Below are 14455 nucleotides of genomic sequence, written 5' to 3'. Positions count from 1 at the left end.
GAACGATCGTGTCTTTCCCCCTCGACCACCGCCCGACCATCCGCCCTGAGCCCCCGTTCGCCGCCCCCGCCACCGGTATGACGGGCGTCGTGCAGCTCCACCAGGAGCAGCAGCAGGCGGTGGTGTGGGTGCCGGACGCTTACGGGCGGATGGTGCCCGTGAGCCGCGAGCAGGCCGACGCGCTGATCGCGGCGGTGCCCGCCACCGGGCCGCGCGACCTGTCCCCGCGCCCGGTCATCGACTCCCGCGCGCAGGTCGTCCTCGCGGCAGGTGTCGGGACCGGGGCGGCGGCGGCCGGGGTCGGCTACGGCCTCGGGCAGGTCCTGGCCCCGCTGGTCGCGATCGGGTCGAGCGGCGTCCTGTGGGCGCTGGCCCTCATCGCGGTCCTGGGTGCCGCCCGCCGGGCCCCCGCCCCGACCACGACGTACATCACCACCCACACCACCGCCCGCTGGTGGGGCAAGGCCACCACCAGCAACCGGGGCTGACGGCTGCCTGTCCGCCCCCGGGCCCCACCGCCCGGGGCGGGCATGGAGCCGGACAATCCCGTCCGGACACAGCACCGGGACGCCTCTCCTACCGCCAAGCAAGCGGGGCGCCCCGGCTGATCTCCCGAAGGAGAAGCCCCATGGTGACACAGACGATCTACAGCAGCGCCAGGCTGGCCCTGGCCCTGGCCGTGCTCGCCGCGAGCGAATGGCAGTGCAACCAGTGCGGTGCGCGGTTCCAATCGGACACGCCGTCGCAGACGTGCGGGTCGTGCTCCTGATGGCGGGCCTGCCGACGCGGCCGACGCCGCACGAGCGAGACGGCCGCGACGAATCCCCCACCCCCGCGCGGCCCCATCCGCCGGCGCCTCACTAGCGCCGGTCGAACCCGCCCCGGGCGCGCTCGCGCCCGGGGCTCCCGCACCCCTCACCCACGGAGGCACCCCCGTGACACAGACGACGTACACGCCCGCTCCGCTTCCGCCGCTTCCCGTTCCGGATGGGCGGGGCGGTGCTCCGGCCGCACCCGGCAGGGGGGAGGATGCCGGGATGACTGACACGCTGACGGGTGACCAGCACGCGGCCTATCGGGGGGCCATGGCCGGGGCCGCTCCGGATGCGGCCGGGGCCGCTCCGGACGGACGGCCGGGCGCTCCGGGCGTCTCGGGCAGCGTTCCGCCCGCTCCCCGCAAGGGCGGCCGGACGCGGCCGGGGGTGGCCGACTCCCCCGTGTCCACGGCCCCGGCCGACGGTGACGCGGACCAGGCCGACGGCCGGGGTACGCGGTGGCTCGCGGTGGCCGCCCTGATCGGCATGATCCCGGTAGCGATCATCGGGTTCGCCGCCTCGTACACCACGGTCGCCGACAAGGCCGCAGAGGCCGGGTTCGCCGGCTGGCTGGCCCCCTGGATCCCTATCGGCCTGGACGGCGCGATCATCGGGTTCCTGGCCATGGACCTGTATATGACGCGCCGCCGGACGCCGTGGCCGCTGCTGCGGTTCGCCGCGCACGCCATGACCGCGGCCACCGTGGTCATCAACGCGGCGGCGGGCGGGGCCGTGGCCGTGGCCACCGAGGGGGACGCTGCCGCCGAGGCGCTGCCCGCCTCCGTGCGGGTGTTCTGGCACGGCCTGATGCCGGTGCTCTTCGTGGTCGGTGTGGAGGGCGCGCGGCGGCTGATCGTGCACGCCGTCGAGCTGGAGGACGGGACGGCCATCGACCGGATCCCCCTGCACCGGTGGGCGCTGTCGCCGCTCAAGACGCCGAGGCTGTACCGGGAGATGCGGCTGTCGAACATCACCAGTTACCCGGAGATGGTGAAGCGCAAGCAGGCGTTGGAGGGCTACAAGGTGTGGCTCAAGCAGTCACTGGGCGGGGACCTGTCGGAGGCGAGCGACGCGCAGATGCTGCCGATGACGATGGCGCCCCAGGGCTACTCGGTGGAGGAGGCGCTGCGCCTGCCGGCGAAGTGGAACGCGGACGCGGCGGAGCGGGACAGGGAGGAGACGGAGCGCCTGCGCCGGGAGGCGGAGCGCGAGCGCGAGCAGGCGAAGGCGGACCGGATCGCTGCCATCAGGGACGAGGGCGACATCGTGGAAGTGGAGCACCAGACGGCGGCCCGGACCGGCACGGCGGCGGCGGAGGCGGAGTCCACGCGGACGCGGGCGGAACTCCAGCGGCTGACGACGGAGCGCCTGGCGCGGACGGAGACGGAGGCGATGGAGTCGGAGGAGGCCGCCGCCGCCCGCCGCCGGGCCGCCGACGACGACGAGAAAGCCGCCGCGACGGAACTGCGGGCGGCACGGATCCGCGAGGACGCCACCCGGAAAGCCGAGGAGGCGGAGCGCCGCCAGCAGGAAACGGAGCGCGCCGCCGCCCGCCGGATCACGGAGAACAATCGGCTGGCCCGCGAGGCGGAAGAGACCGCCAAGGCGGAACTGCGGACTGCGCGTCTGCGCGAGGAGACGAGCCGGATCGAGGCGGCGGCGGAAGCCGCCGAGGACTATGCCCGGCTGGGACAGCGCCAGCGCAACGCCCGCCGCGTGGCCCGCATGCTGCTGGTCGCGCACCCGGAAGGCACTCCCGCCGACAAGATCGACCTGGAGAAGGTGCCGCTGGCCGCAGTCCAGGACCGGCTGTCCGTCGGCAAGTCCGTTGCCGGTGAACTCCGGCAGGAGGGCCTGGCGCTCATCGGCTCCGGCTACACCATCCGCGCCGCCATCGAGGCCGCGTTCGAGCCGCAGGGCTGACCGCGCGTCACGGTATGGCGGAGGGCGGCACCCATCCCGGGTGCCGCCCTCCGCCATGTCCGGTGTCAGGTACGCCGCCACCACCGGCGCCGCCCGCCCGCCGGCTCCCCGGGGACGGGTACCTGATCGGGCTGTGCCTGTCCGGGGACGGACGGCAGGACCGGCCGGTCCGGCGCGGGCGTCAACGCCCGTAGCGCCTGCTGGAGATCCGCGATGTGCTCGGCACGGGCCGTGAGCTGGGCGCGCAGGTGCGCCGCTTCGTTCTCGGCGAGCTGGCGGCCGTGCTCGGCTTCCGCCACGGCCAGGGCGTGGTCCTGCCGGAGACGCTCCAGTTCGGCGCGCAGCTCCGCCACGTCGGCGTCCTGGTCCTGGCCGCCGGAGGCGTCGTGGTTCTCCCCGGCCGGGGAGGCAGGAGCGGCGTCCGGCCCGGCCGGGGCGTGCAGCCGGAACCCGGCGGCCAGCAGGTCTTCGACCGGGATCAGCCATCCGCGCACGTCGTCCTGCACCGCGCCGGGCAGGTCGCCCGCCTCGCGGCGCCGGCGGATGGTGGTGCGGCTGACGCCGCACGCGGTGGCGGCCTCGCGTTGGGTCAGCATGGGGCGCGTGCTCATACGGTCATCCTCCCTGCCCGCGTGCCCGGACCGGCCCACCCGCCGGGCGGCGTCCGGCATGTCCGGCGCCCTACATGTGATGTGAGACACAGTCACATGCTCTTGGAGCCCCCACATAACTAAGAGAGCGCGGGTCGCCATACCCGTGTCCGGCGCCCCATTCAACACCCGACCGGCCCGCGAAAGGGCAGGTCAGGCATTGAATGGGGCGTTTTTCTCTGTCCATGGTGAGCGAGGTTGCGCGGCTAGCCCCCGCAGCCCTCAAGGTCCGTACCGGCCGGGACGCCGTCCTGTCCGCGGTGCTCCCCGGGACGTAAGGGGTGGGCGCCGCCAATGCTCCGCCCCCTCGTGTGCAGCCAGTCCCGGCACACCCTCCGGAAAGGGGACCTCGTGTCCACGCTCGCCCTGCTTGTCCTGCTGCTCCTGGTCCTGGTCACCGGTCTGGTGGTGGGCGTGCTCGGCTACCTCGCACACCGTCACCCGGCCCTCGCCACGCCGCTGCTGGTCGCGCTCGGCGGCGCGGCTGTCATCGCGGCCATCGTCGTGCCGCTCGCCACCCGGTGACCCGGGTGACGAGCCTCCAGGGGCCTGCCGGGGCGTGCTGGGCCGCCATGGCGCCGGTAGGAGCCCCTTGCGCAACTGTACGGAGGTCCGTACAGTCTGATGCGTACGGACTTCCGTACACTCGATTCGGGAGGAATCGCCATGTTCACCACCATCGTCGCGGTACTCGGCACCCTGCTGGGAGTCGTCGTCACCGGCGTGTTCCAGGCCCGTACCACCAGCCGCGCCGACATCCAGGCACGCGAGGCCGAACTCCGCCGCGAGCGGCTCGCCGCCATCACGGACTTAGCCGACACGATCACCGCGCACCGGATCGCGATGTACCGGCGCGGCGACGCCCGCCTCAAGGGCAGGTCAGACGACCACGTCGAGGAGCTGCGCGCCATCAGCCACGACACACGGCGCGAGGTCACCCCGCCCCTCACCCGGCTGCGAGTCCTGATCCAGGACCCGGCCGTACGCGAGGCGGCCGACGCCATGGTCACCGCCACGTACGGCATGCGCCGCTCCGACGGCACCACGGACGCCACCCTCACCCTCGCCGGACTCACCGCCGCCCGCCAGGCCGCAGTTGACGCGCACGACGCATTCGTGGACGCCGCCGCCCACTACCTCGCCGCCTGACCGCCTGCCACACCGACATCCGAGGAGAGCACCATGACCATCCACTACGGCCACCCCGCCCACACCCGCCACGACGGCGGCGTGGACATCACCATCAGCCTCACCAAGGCCGAGGCAGACGCGATCGGCCCGGAGGCCGGTCTCCTCATCGACTGGATCGACACCGCCCTGTGGGCCCTCGCCATCCTCCGCACCGGCCAGGCCGTACGCGGTGACCAGCGCGCCATCACCAAGGACGACTTCCACACCGTCATCAACAACCTCGACAAGAAGCTCATCCCGCGGCTGGATGGCATCCGTGACGCCGCAGTCGTCCGGCACGCCGACCTCGGCGGAACCTACGGCGATCTCGCGATCGCCATGGACGTAGCGCGTTCGACCGCGCAGACGCGGCGCGATGCGATCGAGAGGCGGCAGCCGACGACGTTTCAGAAGTGGGCCACCGCATGGACACCCGCCCCCGAGCGCTGCGCGGCCTGCGGCCGTGCCGCATCCCCCGACGACCCGATCGTCACCACCGCCACCGACGACGCCGTCCGCGTCCACCGCAGCCACGTCACGACCCCGGGGGACGGTTACTTCGGCACCCCGACCGACGACGGCGTCACCCCCTACACGACCGGCACCCCCGTGGCCGGCGGGTACGTCATCGGTCAGCGGGTCCGCATCACGGGCGTCTCCGGGCCCCTGGCCGACCGGACCGACCTCATCGGCCGGGTCGGCGAGGTGACGGCGGAGGCCCGGGACGGCTCGATCAACCTGCGCGGCCTGAGCGGCAAGCCCCGGAATGAGGAGGTCTTCGCCGACATCTTGGGCTTCCTCGTGGCCGAGCTGGAGCCCGCCAACGGCGACACCGAGCCCGCACGCGACTGATACGAGCGGGGCGGCCGTCCACTGCCAGGCGCACGGCCGCCCCTCTCTACCCGAGCCCGCTCACGAGCACAGGAGACCCTCATGTTCGCATCGCTGTTCGTCCTGCTCTACGTCGCCCACCTCACCGCGGACTACGCACTCCAGACGGACCACCAGGTCACCCATAAGGCCGGGGCCGGCCGCCGGGCCTGGCTCGCGCTCGGCGCTCACGCCGGGACCCACGTCCTGGTGACCGCCGCCGCGCTCGCGGGCGGCGCCCTGGTCCTCGATGAGGTCCAGCTGTCCCCGCTTCCCACGCTCCTCGCTCTGGCCTGGATCGGCCTCACCCACGCAGGAATTGACCGGCGCTGGCCCATCACCTGGTGGATGACCCACACCGGCTCCGAGGACTGGATCAGCCGTGACGGCGCGGCTCACGTCGACCAGACCGCCCACACCCTCGCGCTCTGCCTCGCCGCGCTCGGGCTCACCGCGACCGCCTGACACCCTGTTCGAGATTTAGGAGACCGTCATGACCAAGAAGATCACCATCACCGAGATCAGCGGCACGATCACCGAGACCACCGTCTCCGACGACGACACCGCCCGCCACTATGAGGATCTTCCCTTCGAGGCCGACCACATCGTCACCGTCACCGTCACCGAGACCGAATAGCCGCCCCAGGAAACCCGCTGTATGCCAGCCTCCGAGCCCGTACCCCGCCCCGGATCCCCCGGGGCGGGGTACGGGCTGTTCGGCCGCCAGATCGGCGCGGGCCGCTGAACTCCGTTCGGGCGGAGCTAGATTGGGCCGGTACGGGCAATCGGCTGGTCAGGGGAGACAGACATATGGGTGCCGACGGCACGCGCGACGCGTTCGGAGCCGTCCCGGGGCCCGTGCCGCCCGTACCCGAGCACGCACCGGCCCCGCCACGCCCCGACGGGACGGCGTTCCTCGCGTGGCTGCGCGCCCCGCGTCCGGAGGCGGCCGTGGGGATATGGCGGCTGGAGCACCGGACGCGTCCGCAACAGGACCCGGAACTGGAACTGGTCCCGGGCCGCCGGCTGGTGACCGGTGCGCTGCTCGCCCTGCTCGTGGCCTGGTGCGTGTGGTCGCTGCTCTACAACGGCTACGTCGGTCTGTGGTGGCTGCTCCCGCTGGAGCTGGTGACGCCGGATTCCTGGCGCTACGGGCGGGCGGGGGCACTGACCGCGGCACTGGTCTACTACGGCTACTACGCCCTGATCGGCGGGGGACTGCTGGTCGCGGCCGGGCGGATGGGGCGGTGGGCGGAGGTGTGGCGCCGGTACGGTGCCCCCCGCGTGTCGGGCCTGCGGTCCACGGGGCCGAGCCCGGCGCCGGCGCCTGAGGACGACCCGGCCCAGTGGCCGCACCTGCGGGCCGCGGGCGCGGACGCCGCGGCGGACCGGCTGGCCTCGGACGCGACCACCGGGCTGATGCGCGACACCGACCACGCCCGGATCACCCGGGCCTGGCACGCCGCCCGCACCGGGCGGCGCATCGAGGCGTTCACCGCAGCCGTCCGTGAGCGCGGCGCCGCCGCGTGCGCGCACCCCTCCGGCGCACGGGACCTGCCCGCACGGGTGGCACGGCACGATCTGCTCACCCATCAGGTGCGGCTGGGCACGGCCGCCGACACCCCCAAGAACCCCTACGCGTACCGGGGCGCCGGTGTGGGGATCGGCCCGGATCTGCTGGGCACGTCGCTGCTGGCCGTCGGCCCCTCCGGCGCGGGCAAAACTGCCCGGGTGATCCGGCCGGTCGCCGAAGCCCTGTGTCTTCAGGCACTCGCCGGGCGGGCGGCGGTCGTGGCCGTGGGCGCGGCCGGCACGGACCTGGGACCGGACGGCCAGTACGACATCGTCATCCGCATCGGCCACCCCGACTCGGCACACGATCTCGACCTGTACGGCGGGACCACCGACCCCGACGAAGCAGCCGCCGTACTGGCCGAAGCCCTCACCGGCGATCTCGCCGAGGACCGGCGCGGCGCGGTCATGCTCTCCCGGCTGCTGGGCCCGTTCCGGGCCGTCCACGGCCGCTTCCCGTCCGTCCAGGAGCTGCGGCAGCTCCTGGACGGAGACCAGCCCGCACTGGAGGCGCTGCGCCGGGAACTGGACCGGGCCGGACACCAGGGGATGCGGCGTGACCTGGACGCCGCCGAACGCCAGATCGGAGCCGGCGGCCCCGGGGCGGCGTTCGCGGACCGTATCGCGCTGCTGGACCGGCCCGCGTTCGCCTCCTTCGACCCCCAAAACACCGGCCGGGCGTTCTCGCCGCGGGCCCTCGACCATCCGGTCCGGGTCCGCATCGACCTCCCCGAGCGGGGCCACCCCGACGCCGCCCGCGTCCTGGCGCGCCTCGTGCTCGCGCAGTTCCTCGCGGCCGTCGGGCAGCGAGAGGACCGGTCGCTGTTCGCCTGCCTCGTCCTGGACGACGCGACCGGCACCATCACCGCCGAGGCGGTACGGGGCATGCAACGGCTGCGGTCAGCGCACGCGGGAATCGCCCTCGCACTGCGGACGCTGGACGACGTGGACAGCCCGCTGCGCGGCCCGCTGCTGGGCGCGGCCGGGTGCCGGATGGCACTCTCCGGGATCACCCCGTGGGACGGCAAACAGTTCGCAGAGGCATGGGGCACGGAGTGGATCGAGGCCCGGGACATCACCGACCGGCAGATCATCGCCGAGACGGCCGGCGGCCGGGCATGGCACGGGCTGCGCCGCGCTATCACGGGCAAGGCCGTGACGGCGCGAGCGGTGACGGTACGGCACGTCGAGCGGGAGCGGTGGTCAGCCTCGGACCTCGCGCACGCAATGCCACCAGGGCACGCGGTGGTCTCACTGGCGACCGTGGCGGGGGAGCGCACGTCCCCGCTCCTGATCGACCTGCGTAGCTGACAGCCAGGTTGACGCAGCCGTGCGGAGCACGGCCGAACGCCCCGCCGGCCGATGGCCTGTGGCGGGGCCGATCGGCACCCTCACCTACGGCCGGGCAGCGGCGGTGCGCCGCACGGTCTCCTCCATGGCGGAGGTGGCAGCCATCAGGCGCTCCGCCCGCTCTGGGTCGGTGGCCGCCTGCCGCCCCGCCTCGAACGACAGCTCGGCTACGGCCGTCTGGAGCGCGGCCCGCAGGTCCGCGATGGGCTCGACAGTCACGATCGTCTCCCTCGTCGGTAGTGGTGAGACCAGTCTCCAAGGGAGGCGTAGTTGAACGTGGCGAGTCACAGAATCCTGGGACATCTCCCACCGCCGACTGGGAGGATTCGGACCATGACTGAGGACCGACCAGTGACCACCGACCGAACGTGGGCCTGGCGGATCACCGACCAGACCCCGGAGCGCGCCCGCCTGTCCACAGGGCTCCAGACGTTCGCCGAGACCGTACCCGAATGGGAGGTGGCCGACCGGATCGTGGATGCGGTCCGCCGGCAACACCCCGCGTGCGGTGTCCTGGACGTGCTCCTGTGGATGGAGGACTCCCCGCTCGGCTCCGACAATGACCATCTGTCCCCGTGGGAGTCCGACCGGAACCCGTACGGCGACGACCGCGCTCCCGCCGACGCCGCCGTGTTCGCCTACTCCGCGCCAGACGACAGGGCCCCCGCCGCCCGCACCCGAGCCGACAACCTGGCCGCTGCACTCAACCGGTATGACGAAGCCGCCACCCGCATCAAGGTAGCCGCCGTGAATGCCGTCGCTGCCCGGCTCGACGCCGAAACCACCTGACCGGACAGCCCGGCCGGACACGTCCCCGGACACAGAAACGGGCCGCAGCCGGTGTTGGCTGCGGCCCGCTTCTGTGCACGGCTACTTGTCGTCTTTCGGTTTCGGCTTCGGGGTGCGGGAGCCGTGCGCGCCGATCCCGCCGGAGAGCGGGTTTGCAGCCGACCCGTTCCGGGGCGTCCCGTTGCGCGGCGGGGCGCCGCGCACGTCGGTACGGGCGGCGTGGGTGTCGATGCCGCGCTGGACGCCGACCGCGGCGCCGCCCGAGCCGGTGACCATCCGGGCAGCGCCTCCGGCCGCACGGCCCGCGCTGCGCGCCACCTTGATCGAGTCCCCGAACGCGGGGAACCGCATGATCAGGAAGACGACGGCGCCGAGCGCGCAGACGGTCACGGCAAGTCCGGTGATGACCGGTCCGCGCTCGCCGGTGCTCTCCAGCGCGGACGCGAGACCGAGCACGATCACAACGATCGGCTCGATCAGGACCAGTCCGACCATGGCAGCGGCCCAGCGGCGGATGTGGCCCCACAGATCCTTGTCGACCATGCCGGCATAGACGACGACTCCGAGGATCGCCCCGGCGTACAGACTGAGCGCCCGCAGGACCAGGAGCAGCCACAGGGCGCCGCACAGCAAGATCGTCACCAGAGAGGTGATGATCTGGATGATCGGGCCCCCGCCGGTCGCGCCGGTCTTGAGGTTGTTGCCCAGCGTGGTGAACAGATCGCTGCTGCCGTCCCCGAGGCCGACCGCCATGACGTCGGTGACCGCGCTGACCGCGCCAACGAGGACGTAGAGGATCAACGGAGTGAACGCGACGGCGCCGACCGCGAGCCACAGCAGCCCGATCGCCTCTCCCATCGCGGTACCCATCGGTACACCGCGCACCGCACGCTTGGCGACGGCGAGCAGCCACAGGACCAGGACCAGGACCGTGGAAGCGGCGAAGACGACCGCGTACTGCTGAAGGAAGTTGCCGTTCGTGAAATCGACGGAATCGCGGTCGGCCACGACCTTGCCCAGCTGACCGGTGGTCCAGGCCGCCGCGTTCGCGACCTCATGGGCGAGCTGCTGCAACGGGTCGAGGCTGTCCAGGGCCCCGCTGTCGGCCCCACTCCCGCCGCTGCTTCCCGCGCCGTCCTGGCAGTAGTCTCCGGCGGCTCCGGGGATGACGTTGCACGGCTCATCAGCGGGCAGCATCGGTCCCTCGCTCCTGGTCGTGATGCCGGTCTCGCGGCACGGGAGTTCCCCCTCGATGTCGGTGACGGTCAGTTCATAGTGTGGCGCGCGGAACGGAGTTGGGATGCCGCCGTGGTCGTGTGCCGGCCAGCCTGATGAAGCGCGGTCACGCACTGGGTGGCCCGGGGGCCCGGCTGCGTGTACTCGGCGTGGGTGGCGGCGAGCTGTTGCAGGACGGCGGAAGCCGCGGTGGTGATCCGGGTCAGGTCGTCGACGGCCTGGTGGACGGTGTGCGGGTGAGACCAGGCAGCGCGGCCCGTCTGGACGTCGCGGACAAGCCGCTCAAGAGCATCGGCGGCAACCCGCGCGTGCTGAGCGGGATTCTGCGGGGTCATAGGGCCTCCACCCGGGGGGTCATTCCGATGCGTCCGATGCGTCCACGCAGGTCAGAACATGGATGCGATGCGTCCGCAGCGGACGCATGGACGCACCACCCAGACGCGCCAGAGGCCCCCGGAGAGCATCGTGGACACGCCAGGACGCACCACAGGGACGACGGTACGCATCACGGACACGACAGGGACGCATCACGACAGGATCGCCCGGATGTCGGCCAGCCGGTAGGCGGCAGGCCGACCCGTCCGCCCCGCCAGCCGGACCGTGGCGACGTCGATACCGGCCTCCCGCAGCTCGGACTTGATGGTCCGCCCGACCATCAGGTTCCGGTTTGTTTTGCCCTCCCACCGTCCGTAGACGTCCGGCGCGGCGACCGCGAGATAGTCACCCAGCTCGGTGATGGTGAGCGCCTCGGGGTCACGGTGCGTGGCGAACGCGTCCAGCAGCAGCCGCACCGGCGGCGGCACTTTGACGGCCGTACGGTGACCGCCAAGGGTGAGCTGAGGCCGTGGAGCCGCGAGACGCTCCTCGACCCGCCGGGCCGCTTCATCGGGGGGCAGCAGGGAGGCGTAGCGGAGGATCGGTTCGCGGTGGCGCGGGGCGATCACGTAGAAGCGGCCGGCATCGGCCGGGTCGTCCGGGTCCGGCGACGGGACGAGCAGGTGCGGCCACCAGCCGAGAGAGACCGCGTCCTGGCGGCCGACCACGAGCGGCACGTCGCTGGCACGGCAGGGCAGCATGATCCTCAGGCCCGGCACGTCCGCGATCGCGTCGCCCATGACCTCCCTGGTGGCGTCCTGCGTGATGATCACGACCGAGACCAGAGCCTCACGGCCAGTGTTCCGCAGCAACTCGATCGCCAGTTCCTTGCCCCTGGGGGACAGCTTGATGAACTCGTCCAGGACCACGACGACGGCGGGATCCTCGGCCGTGGCTTCCCACATATTCTGCGTCGGCGGCATCGACGCGATACGCCGCCGGGCCTCCGCAAGCAGCTGCTCCAGCACCCGCTCCGCCTCTTCAGGACTGCGCGCGGTCAGCGCCGCCAGCGGCTGAAAGACCTTCAACCCCCGCTTGACGGGGTCGATGTCTACGATCACCGCATCGAAGCAGGCGGTCACGAAATCGGCGATCCGCTGGATCAGCGCCGTCTTCCCACCACCGGTGTCCGCGACCACGATGACGTGCTGCCCGGCGAGCAGAACAGGCGTTGTCTGGCCCTCGATGGACAGGCCGAGATCGAAGCTGTCGCGGATCGAGCACGCGCCCGGCGACCGCACGGGGATCGGCAGCGGGTGCTCGAACGGGTCCCGGGTGAGGATCCGCAGCTTGATCTCCGCCGCGTCGTCGGGATTCGCCGCAGCGGCCATGATGCGGCCCGTGCCGACCCGCAGCGGAGTGGCCAAGTCCTTGAGGATGGCGGGGAAGTCGGCGAGGCTCCCCGCCGTGAGGACGAGAGGGACCTCCCACCCGTACTGCGTCTCGACCGGCGTGCGGATCTCGCCGAGCTCCACCCTGCGGGCGCGCTTCCCCTGAAGGAACGCGAGGCGGACAGCCTCACGGACCCGCTTCGGATCGCGGCCGGCCTCCGCGAGCGGGAACGGCTCCTCCACCTCCTCAGCCAGCTCCACGCCCTTGATCTCCTGCGGCGGCACGAACAACAGCTTGGGGATCGGCGGACGGCGCCTACGCGGATTGCGGCCCCGGACATGGGCGAGACCCGTGAGCCACAAGGCGGTCACCGCGGCGACCGCCAAGGCCGCGAGCGCGGACAGCGCCCACAGACCGACCCAGGCCGCAGGCAGCAGCACCGCCAGGATGAACGTGGTGCGGTGCCGGACCGTGCGGACCTGGTCGCGAGCGGCGGCCAGGATCGGCGGGGTAACCGGCTGCGGCATGAAGTGCTCTTGGCCCGCCTTGATCTGCAACTGAGCCCAGCGCATCATCTGGTAGGAGATCATGGGGCTTGCGCCACCGCTCCCGAACATGCCGAACCCGCCGTACCGGCCCTGTTGATAGCCGCCGCGACGCTGCGCCTGAAGCCGCTGCATCTGCATATTGGTGGCCTGCCGCTGCTGTTGCTTGAGCAGCGTCATGTTCGCCTTGATCTCGCCGGCGTACCGCCGTCGGATCCCCTCCCACATCCGCCATTGCTCGTTGAGGGCGCGGTGAGCGAAGTGCGTTTCGGTGAGGTCCTCCACCCTCCACCAGCGGCCCCACTCGGCGCGCAGATGCCGCACCCCGTCCCCGATGGTCCCCCTGCCGGACATACCCGTTCTCTCCCGTGCTCAGATCGTGTTGATCAGGATGTTGCCGATGGTGTTACCGCTGGTCCTGATCAGACCCAGCGCCATTCCGATCAGGCCCGCCGACGCACCCAGGAACACCCCGACCAGCGCCCCGCGCAATACCGGCTCCCGGAGGTCCACGCGGCCCGACTTGATGAGCCCGGCGTACAGCGCGAGCAGGCACAGCCCCGCGATCGCCCCGCCCACGGCGATCTTCTCCCCGCCGGTCACCGGCCCCGCCGCCCCAGCCTTCGCGACAGCACCGGTCGCGCCCTCCAGCGCGTAGGTGCCGATCCCGTCACCGAAAGCCGCGGCGGCACCACCCATCACCCCGAAAAGTCCACCACCGAGGAACAGCAGCGCGGCCAGGGCGACGCCGGCGAAAAAGTGGATTTTCGGGGTCGGGTCACCGCCCCGCCACCGGCCAATCTGATACATCAGGATCACCAGCCCCAGGGCAACCGCCCCGATCCCGCCGGCAGCGGCTCCCGTGTCGTTCATGCTCACGCTCCTGTCAGGAAGTGGACCGCCACACGCCAGATGACGCGGACGACGGCGATGATGAAACTCCAGACCACGACGGCCACGGCCAGGCGCATCAAGTACCCGATGTACGGGGTCGACCACGCCCGCGTCGACAGCCGGACCAGCCCAACGGCCACGGCCGACACCAGGTGACCGAGCGCGGAACCGAGCCAGCTACCGATCGGCAGGAACATCAGCACCGCCCCGACCAGCACGAACATCAGGAGCACCCCGACCGGGGCGAAAACGCCATCCTCGGAGACCGTGGCCACCATGCGGTCCACACTGCTGCGCCCGCGCCACGTCACCAACAGCGCCAGCAGGATGCCAGGGACGTTGTAGCGCAGCAGCAGCCACCGCAGATCCAGCTTCCGGGACTGCTCCTGCGCTCCCGGCAGGTGGGAGGAGATCGCATCCCCGATCTGAGCCCCGATCTCGTGCGCAGCCACGATGCCCTCCATGCCGTGCACGGTGCCAGCATCATCTCCACGCCAGTGGCCTTGTTCCGGCACGCCGGGCACTTCGGCCCCGGGGGACGTCGAGTCGGCGTTGACGGCCCATTGCGGCTCGCCGGTCGCTGGCGCACGCCACCAGTCGGTATCCGGATCCGGTTCCCCGTCGCTGGATTCGGGGGGTAGCGGCGGCTCGGAGCGCGGGGCCGGCACCTCAGGCGGCAACGGCTGACTCACCACACGACGCGGGTCCGTACCGCCACCGTTCGGATCAGTGCTGTCCGTCATGGTCACCCCCCGCGCTTGATCACCGGAAGCAATCTAGGCCGCACTCCCCGTCATGACACAACCCTCGATGCTCACGAGAACCGACAGCACCGACTCCCATGCATGGTACAGATGTTGATACAGAGTATTTCAATGCGGTCCATGGGGTGGGAATTTCGGGGCCATAATTAATTCGATATGGACAATTCCAT

The 14455-nt window shown here is 71.8% G+C and carries 17 protein-coding genes; 10 read left to right on the top strand and 7 right to left on the bottom strand.

Annotation, left to right across the window (positions count from 1 at the left end):
* Positions 1 to 8 precede the first annotated feature (8 nt).
* From AB0M67_RS41135 to AB0M67_RS41125, 3 genes are all read left to right on the top strand, one after another.
* The gene (locus AB0M67_RS41135; protein ID WP_365753288.1) at positions 9 to 488 is read left to right on the top strand and encodes a hypothetical protein; all 480 of its coding nucleotides are present in this window, start codon (positions 9 to 11) and stop codon (positions 486 to 488) included.
* A 140-nt stretch (positions 489 to 628) separates the two neighbouring features.
* On the top strand, positions 629 to 769 hold the full coding sequence (locus tag AB0M67_RS41130) for a hypothetical protein (RefSeq protein WP_365753287.1): 141 nt from the start codon (positions 629 to 631) through the stop codon (positions 767 to 769).
* A 268-nt stretch (positions 770 to 1037) separates the two neighbouring features.
* Entirely contained in the window at positions 1038 to 2738 is a 1701-nt protein-coding gene (locus AB0M67_RS41125; RefSeq protein WP_365753286.1) for a DUF2637 domain-containing protein, read from the top strand.
* 65 nt (positions 2739 to 2803) lie between these two features.
* On the opposite strand, the gene AB0M67_RS41120 is transcribed toward AB0M67_RS41125, so the two are convergent.
* Complete coding sequence (locus AB0M67_RS41120) at positions 2804 to 3349, bottom strand: helix-turn-helix domain-containing protein (RefSeq protein ID WP_365753284.1); 546 nt, start codon at positions 3347 to 3349, stop codon at positions 2804 to 2806.
* A gap of 390 nt (positions 3350 to 3739) precedes the next feature.
* Between AB0M67_RS41120 and AB0M67_RS41115 the strand changes: the two genes are divergently transcribed.
* From AB0M67_RS41115 to AB0M67_RS41090, 6 genes are all read left to right on the top strand, one after another.
* Positions 3740 to 3913, top strand: a complete 174-nt coding sequence (locus tag AB0M67_RS41115; protein ID WP_365753282.1) for a hypothetical protein — start codon at positions 3740 to 3742, stop codon at positions 3911 to 3913.
* 141 nt (positions 3914 to 4054) lie between these two features.
* Positions 4055 to 4537 carry a hypothetical protein gene (locus tag AB0M67_RS41110; protein ID WP_365753280.1) on the top strand — a complete coding sequence of 161 codons (483 nt, stop codon included), beginning with the start codon at positions 4055 to 4057 and terminating at the stop codon, positions 4535 to 4537.
* Positions 4538 to 4570: 33 nt separating this feature from the next.
* Positions 4571 to 5410 carry a hypothetical protein gene (locus AB0M67_RS41105; protein WP_365753279.1) on the top strand — a complete coding sequence of 280 codons (840 nt, stop codon included), beginning with the start codon at positions 4571 to 4573 and terminating at the stop codon, positions 5408 to 5410.
* A gap of 81 nt (positions 5411 to 5491) precedes the next feature.
* Positions 5492 to 5893: a DUF3307 domain-containing protein gene (locus AB0M67_RS41100; RefSeq protein ID WP_365753278.1), complete on the top strand. Its 402-nt coding sequence runs from the start codon at positions 5492 to 5494 to the stop codon at positions 5891 to 5893.
* Positions 5894 to 5921: 28 nt separating this feature from the next.
* Positions 5922 to 6065: a hypothetical protein gene (locus AB0M67_RS41095; RefSeq protein ID WP_365753277.1), complete on the top strand. Its 144-nt coding sequence runs from the start codon at positions 5922 to 5924 to the stop codon at positions 6063 to 6065.
* Between the two features lie 173 nt (positions 6066 to 6238).
* Positions 6239 to 8311 (top strand): ATP-binding protein, encoded by a 2073-nt coding sequence (locus AB0M67_RS41090; RefSeq protein ID WP_365753275.1) that lies wholly within the window; start codon positions 6239 to 6241, stop codon positions 8309 to 8311.
* 84 nt (positions 8312 to 8395) lie between these two features.
* Here AB0M67_RS41090 and AB0M67_RS41085 read toward each other — a convergent pair whose 3' ends face one another.
* The gene (locus tag AB0M67_RS41085; RefSeq protein WP_365753274.1) at positions 8396 to 8569 is read right to left on the bottom strand and encodes a hypothetical protein; all 174 of its coding nucleotides are present in this window, start codon (positions 8567 to 8569) and stop codon (positions 8396 to 8398) included.
* A 114-nt stretch (positions 8570 to 8683) separates the two neighbouring features.
* On the opposite strand from AB0M67_RS41085, the gene AB0M67_RS41080 reads away from it, so the two are divergent.
* Positions 8684 to 9139 carry a hypothetical protein gene (locus AB0M67_RS41080; protein ID WP_365753272.1) on the top strand — a complete coding sequence of 152 codons (456 nt, stop codon included), beginning with the start codon at positions 8684 to 8686 and terminating at the stop codon, positions 9137 to 9139.
* 81 nt (positions 9140 to 9220) lie between these two features.
* Here AB0M67_RS41080 and AB0M67_RS41075 read toward each other — a convergent pair whose 3' ends face one another.
* The 5 genes from AB0M67_RS41075 to AB0M67_RS41055 all read right to left on the bottom strand — a co-directional run bounded on the left by AB0M67_RS41075 (position 9221) and on the right by AB0M67_RS41055 (position 14264).
* Positions 9221 to 10336: a hypothetical protein gene (locus AB0M67_RS41075; RefSeq protein ID WP_365753271.1), complete on the bottom strand. Its 1116-nt coding sequence runs from the start codon at positions 10334 to 10336 to the stop codon at positions 9221 to 9223.
* A 68-nt stretch (positions 10337 to 10404) separates the two neighbouring features.
* Positions 10405 to 10710 (bottom strand): hypothetical protein, encoded by a 306-nt coding sequence (locus tag AB0M67_RS41070; protein ID WP_365753269.1) that lies wholly within the window; start codon positions 10708 to 10710, stop codon positions 10405 to 10407.
* A gap of 192 nt (positions 10711 to 10902) precedes the next feature.
* The gene (locus tag AB0M67_RS41065) at positions 10903 to 12981 is read right to left on the bottom strand and encodes a type IV secretory system conjugative DNA transfer family protein (protein ID WP_365753267.1); all 2079 of its coding nucleotides are present in this window, start codon (positions 12979 to 12981) and stop codon (positions 10903 to 10905) included.
* 18 nt (positions 12982 to 12999) lie between these two features.
* The gene (locus tag AB0M67_RS41060) at positions 13000 to 13500 is read right to left on the bottom strand and encodes a hypothetical protein (protein WP_365753265.1); all 501 of its coding nucleotides are present in this window, start codon (positions 13498 to 13500) and stop codon (positions 13000 to 13002) included.
* A 2-nt stretch (positions 13501 to 13502) separates the two neighbouring features.
* Positions 13503 to 14264: a hypothetical protein gene (locus AB0M67_RS41055; protein WP_365753263.1), complete on the bottom strand. Its 762-nt coding sequence runs from the start codon at positions 14262 to 14264 to the stop codon at positions 13503 to 13505.
* Positions 14265 to 14455 lie beyond the last annotated feature (191 nt).

The organism is Streptomyces sp. NPDC051662, assembly GCF_040681655.1.
In the GTDB taxonomy this organism is placed as follows: domain Bacteria; phylum Actinomycetota; class Actinomycetes; order Streptomycetales; family Streptomycetaceae; genus Streptomyces.
The sequence above is the reverse complement of the archived record's forward strand: the minus strand, read 5'-3'. Positions and strand labels throughout refer to the sequence as shown.

Bases quoted from the DNA above. Each gene is read 5' to 3' on its own strand.
- AB0M67_RS41130 (WP_365753287.1), top strand. From the start codon at position 629: ATGGTGACACAGACGATCTACAGCAGCGCCAGGCTGGCCCTGGCCCTG.
- AB0M67_RS41125 (WP_365753286.1), top strand. From the start codon at position 1,038: ATGACTGACACGCTGACGGGTGACCAGCACGCGGCCTATCGGGGGGCC.
- AB0M67_RS41120 (WP_365753284.1), bottom strand. From the start codon at position 3,349: ATGAGCACGCGCCCCATGCTGACCCAACGCGAGGCCGCCACCGCGTGC.
- AB0M67_RS41110 (WP_365753280.1), top strand. From the start codon at position 4,055: ATGTTCACCACCATCGTCGCGGTACTCGGCACCCTGCTGGGAGTCGTC.
- AB0M67_RS41105 (WP_365753279.1), top strand. From the start codon at position 4,571: ATGACCATCCACTACGGCCACCCCGCCCACACCCGCCACGACGGCGGC.
- AB0M67_RS41100 (WP_365753278.1), top strand. From the start codon at position 5,492: ATGTTCGCATCGCTGTTCGTCCTGCTCTACGTCGCCCACCTCACCGCG.
- AB0M67_RS41095 (WP_365753277.1), top strand. From the start codon at position 5,922: ATGACCAAGAAGATCACCATCACCGAGATCAGCGGCACGATCACCGAG.
- AB0M67_RS41090 (WP_365753275.1), top strand. From the start codon at position 6,239: ATGGGTGCCGACGGCACGCGCGACGCGTTCGGAGCCGTCCCGGGGCCC.
- AB0M67_RS41080 (WP_365753272.1), top strand. From the start codon at position 8,684: ATGACTGAGGACCGACCAGTGACCACCGACCGAACGTGGGCCTGGCGG.
- AB0M67_RS41075 (WP_365753271.1), bottom strand. From the start codon at position 10,336: ATGCTGCCCGCTGATGAGCCGTGCAACGTCATCCCCGGAGCCGCCGGA.
- AB0M67_RS41070 (WP_365753269.1), bottom strand. From the start codon at position 10,710: ATGACCCCGCAGAATCCCGCTCAGCACGCGCGGGTTGCCGCCGATGCT.
- AB0M67_RS41065 (WP_365753267.1), bottom strand. From the start codon at position 12,981: ATGTCCGGCAGGGGGACCATCGGGGACGGGGTGCGGCATCTGCGCGCC.
- AB0M67_RS41060 (WP_365753265.1), bottom strand. From the start codon at position 13,500: ATGAACGACACGGGAGCCGCTGCCGGCGGGATCGGGGCGGTTGCCCTG.
- AB0M67_RS41055 (WP_365753263.1), bottom strand. From the start codon at position 14,264: ATGACGGACAGCACTGATCCGAACGGTGGCGGTACGGACCCGCGTCGT.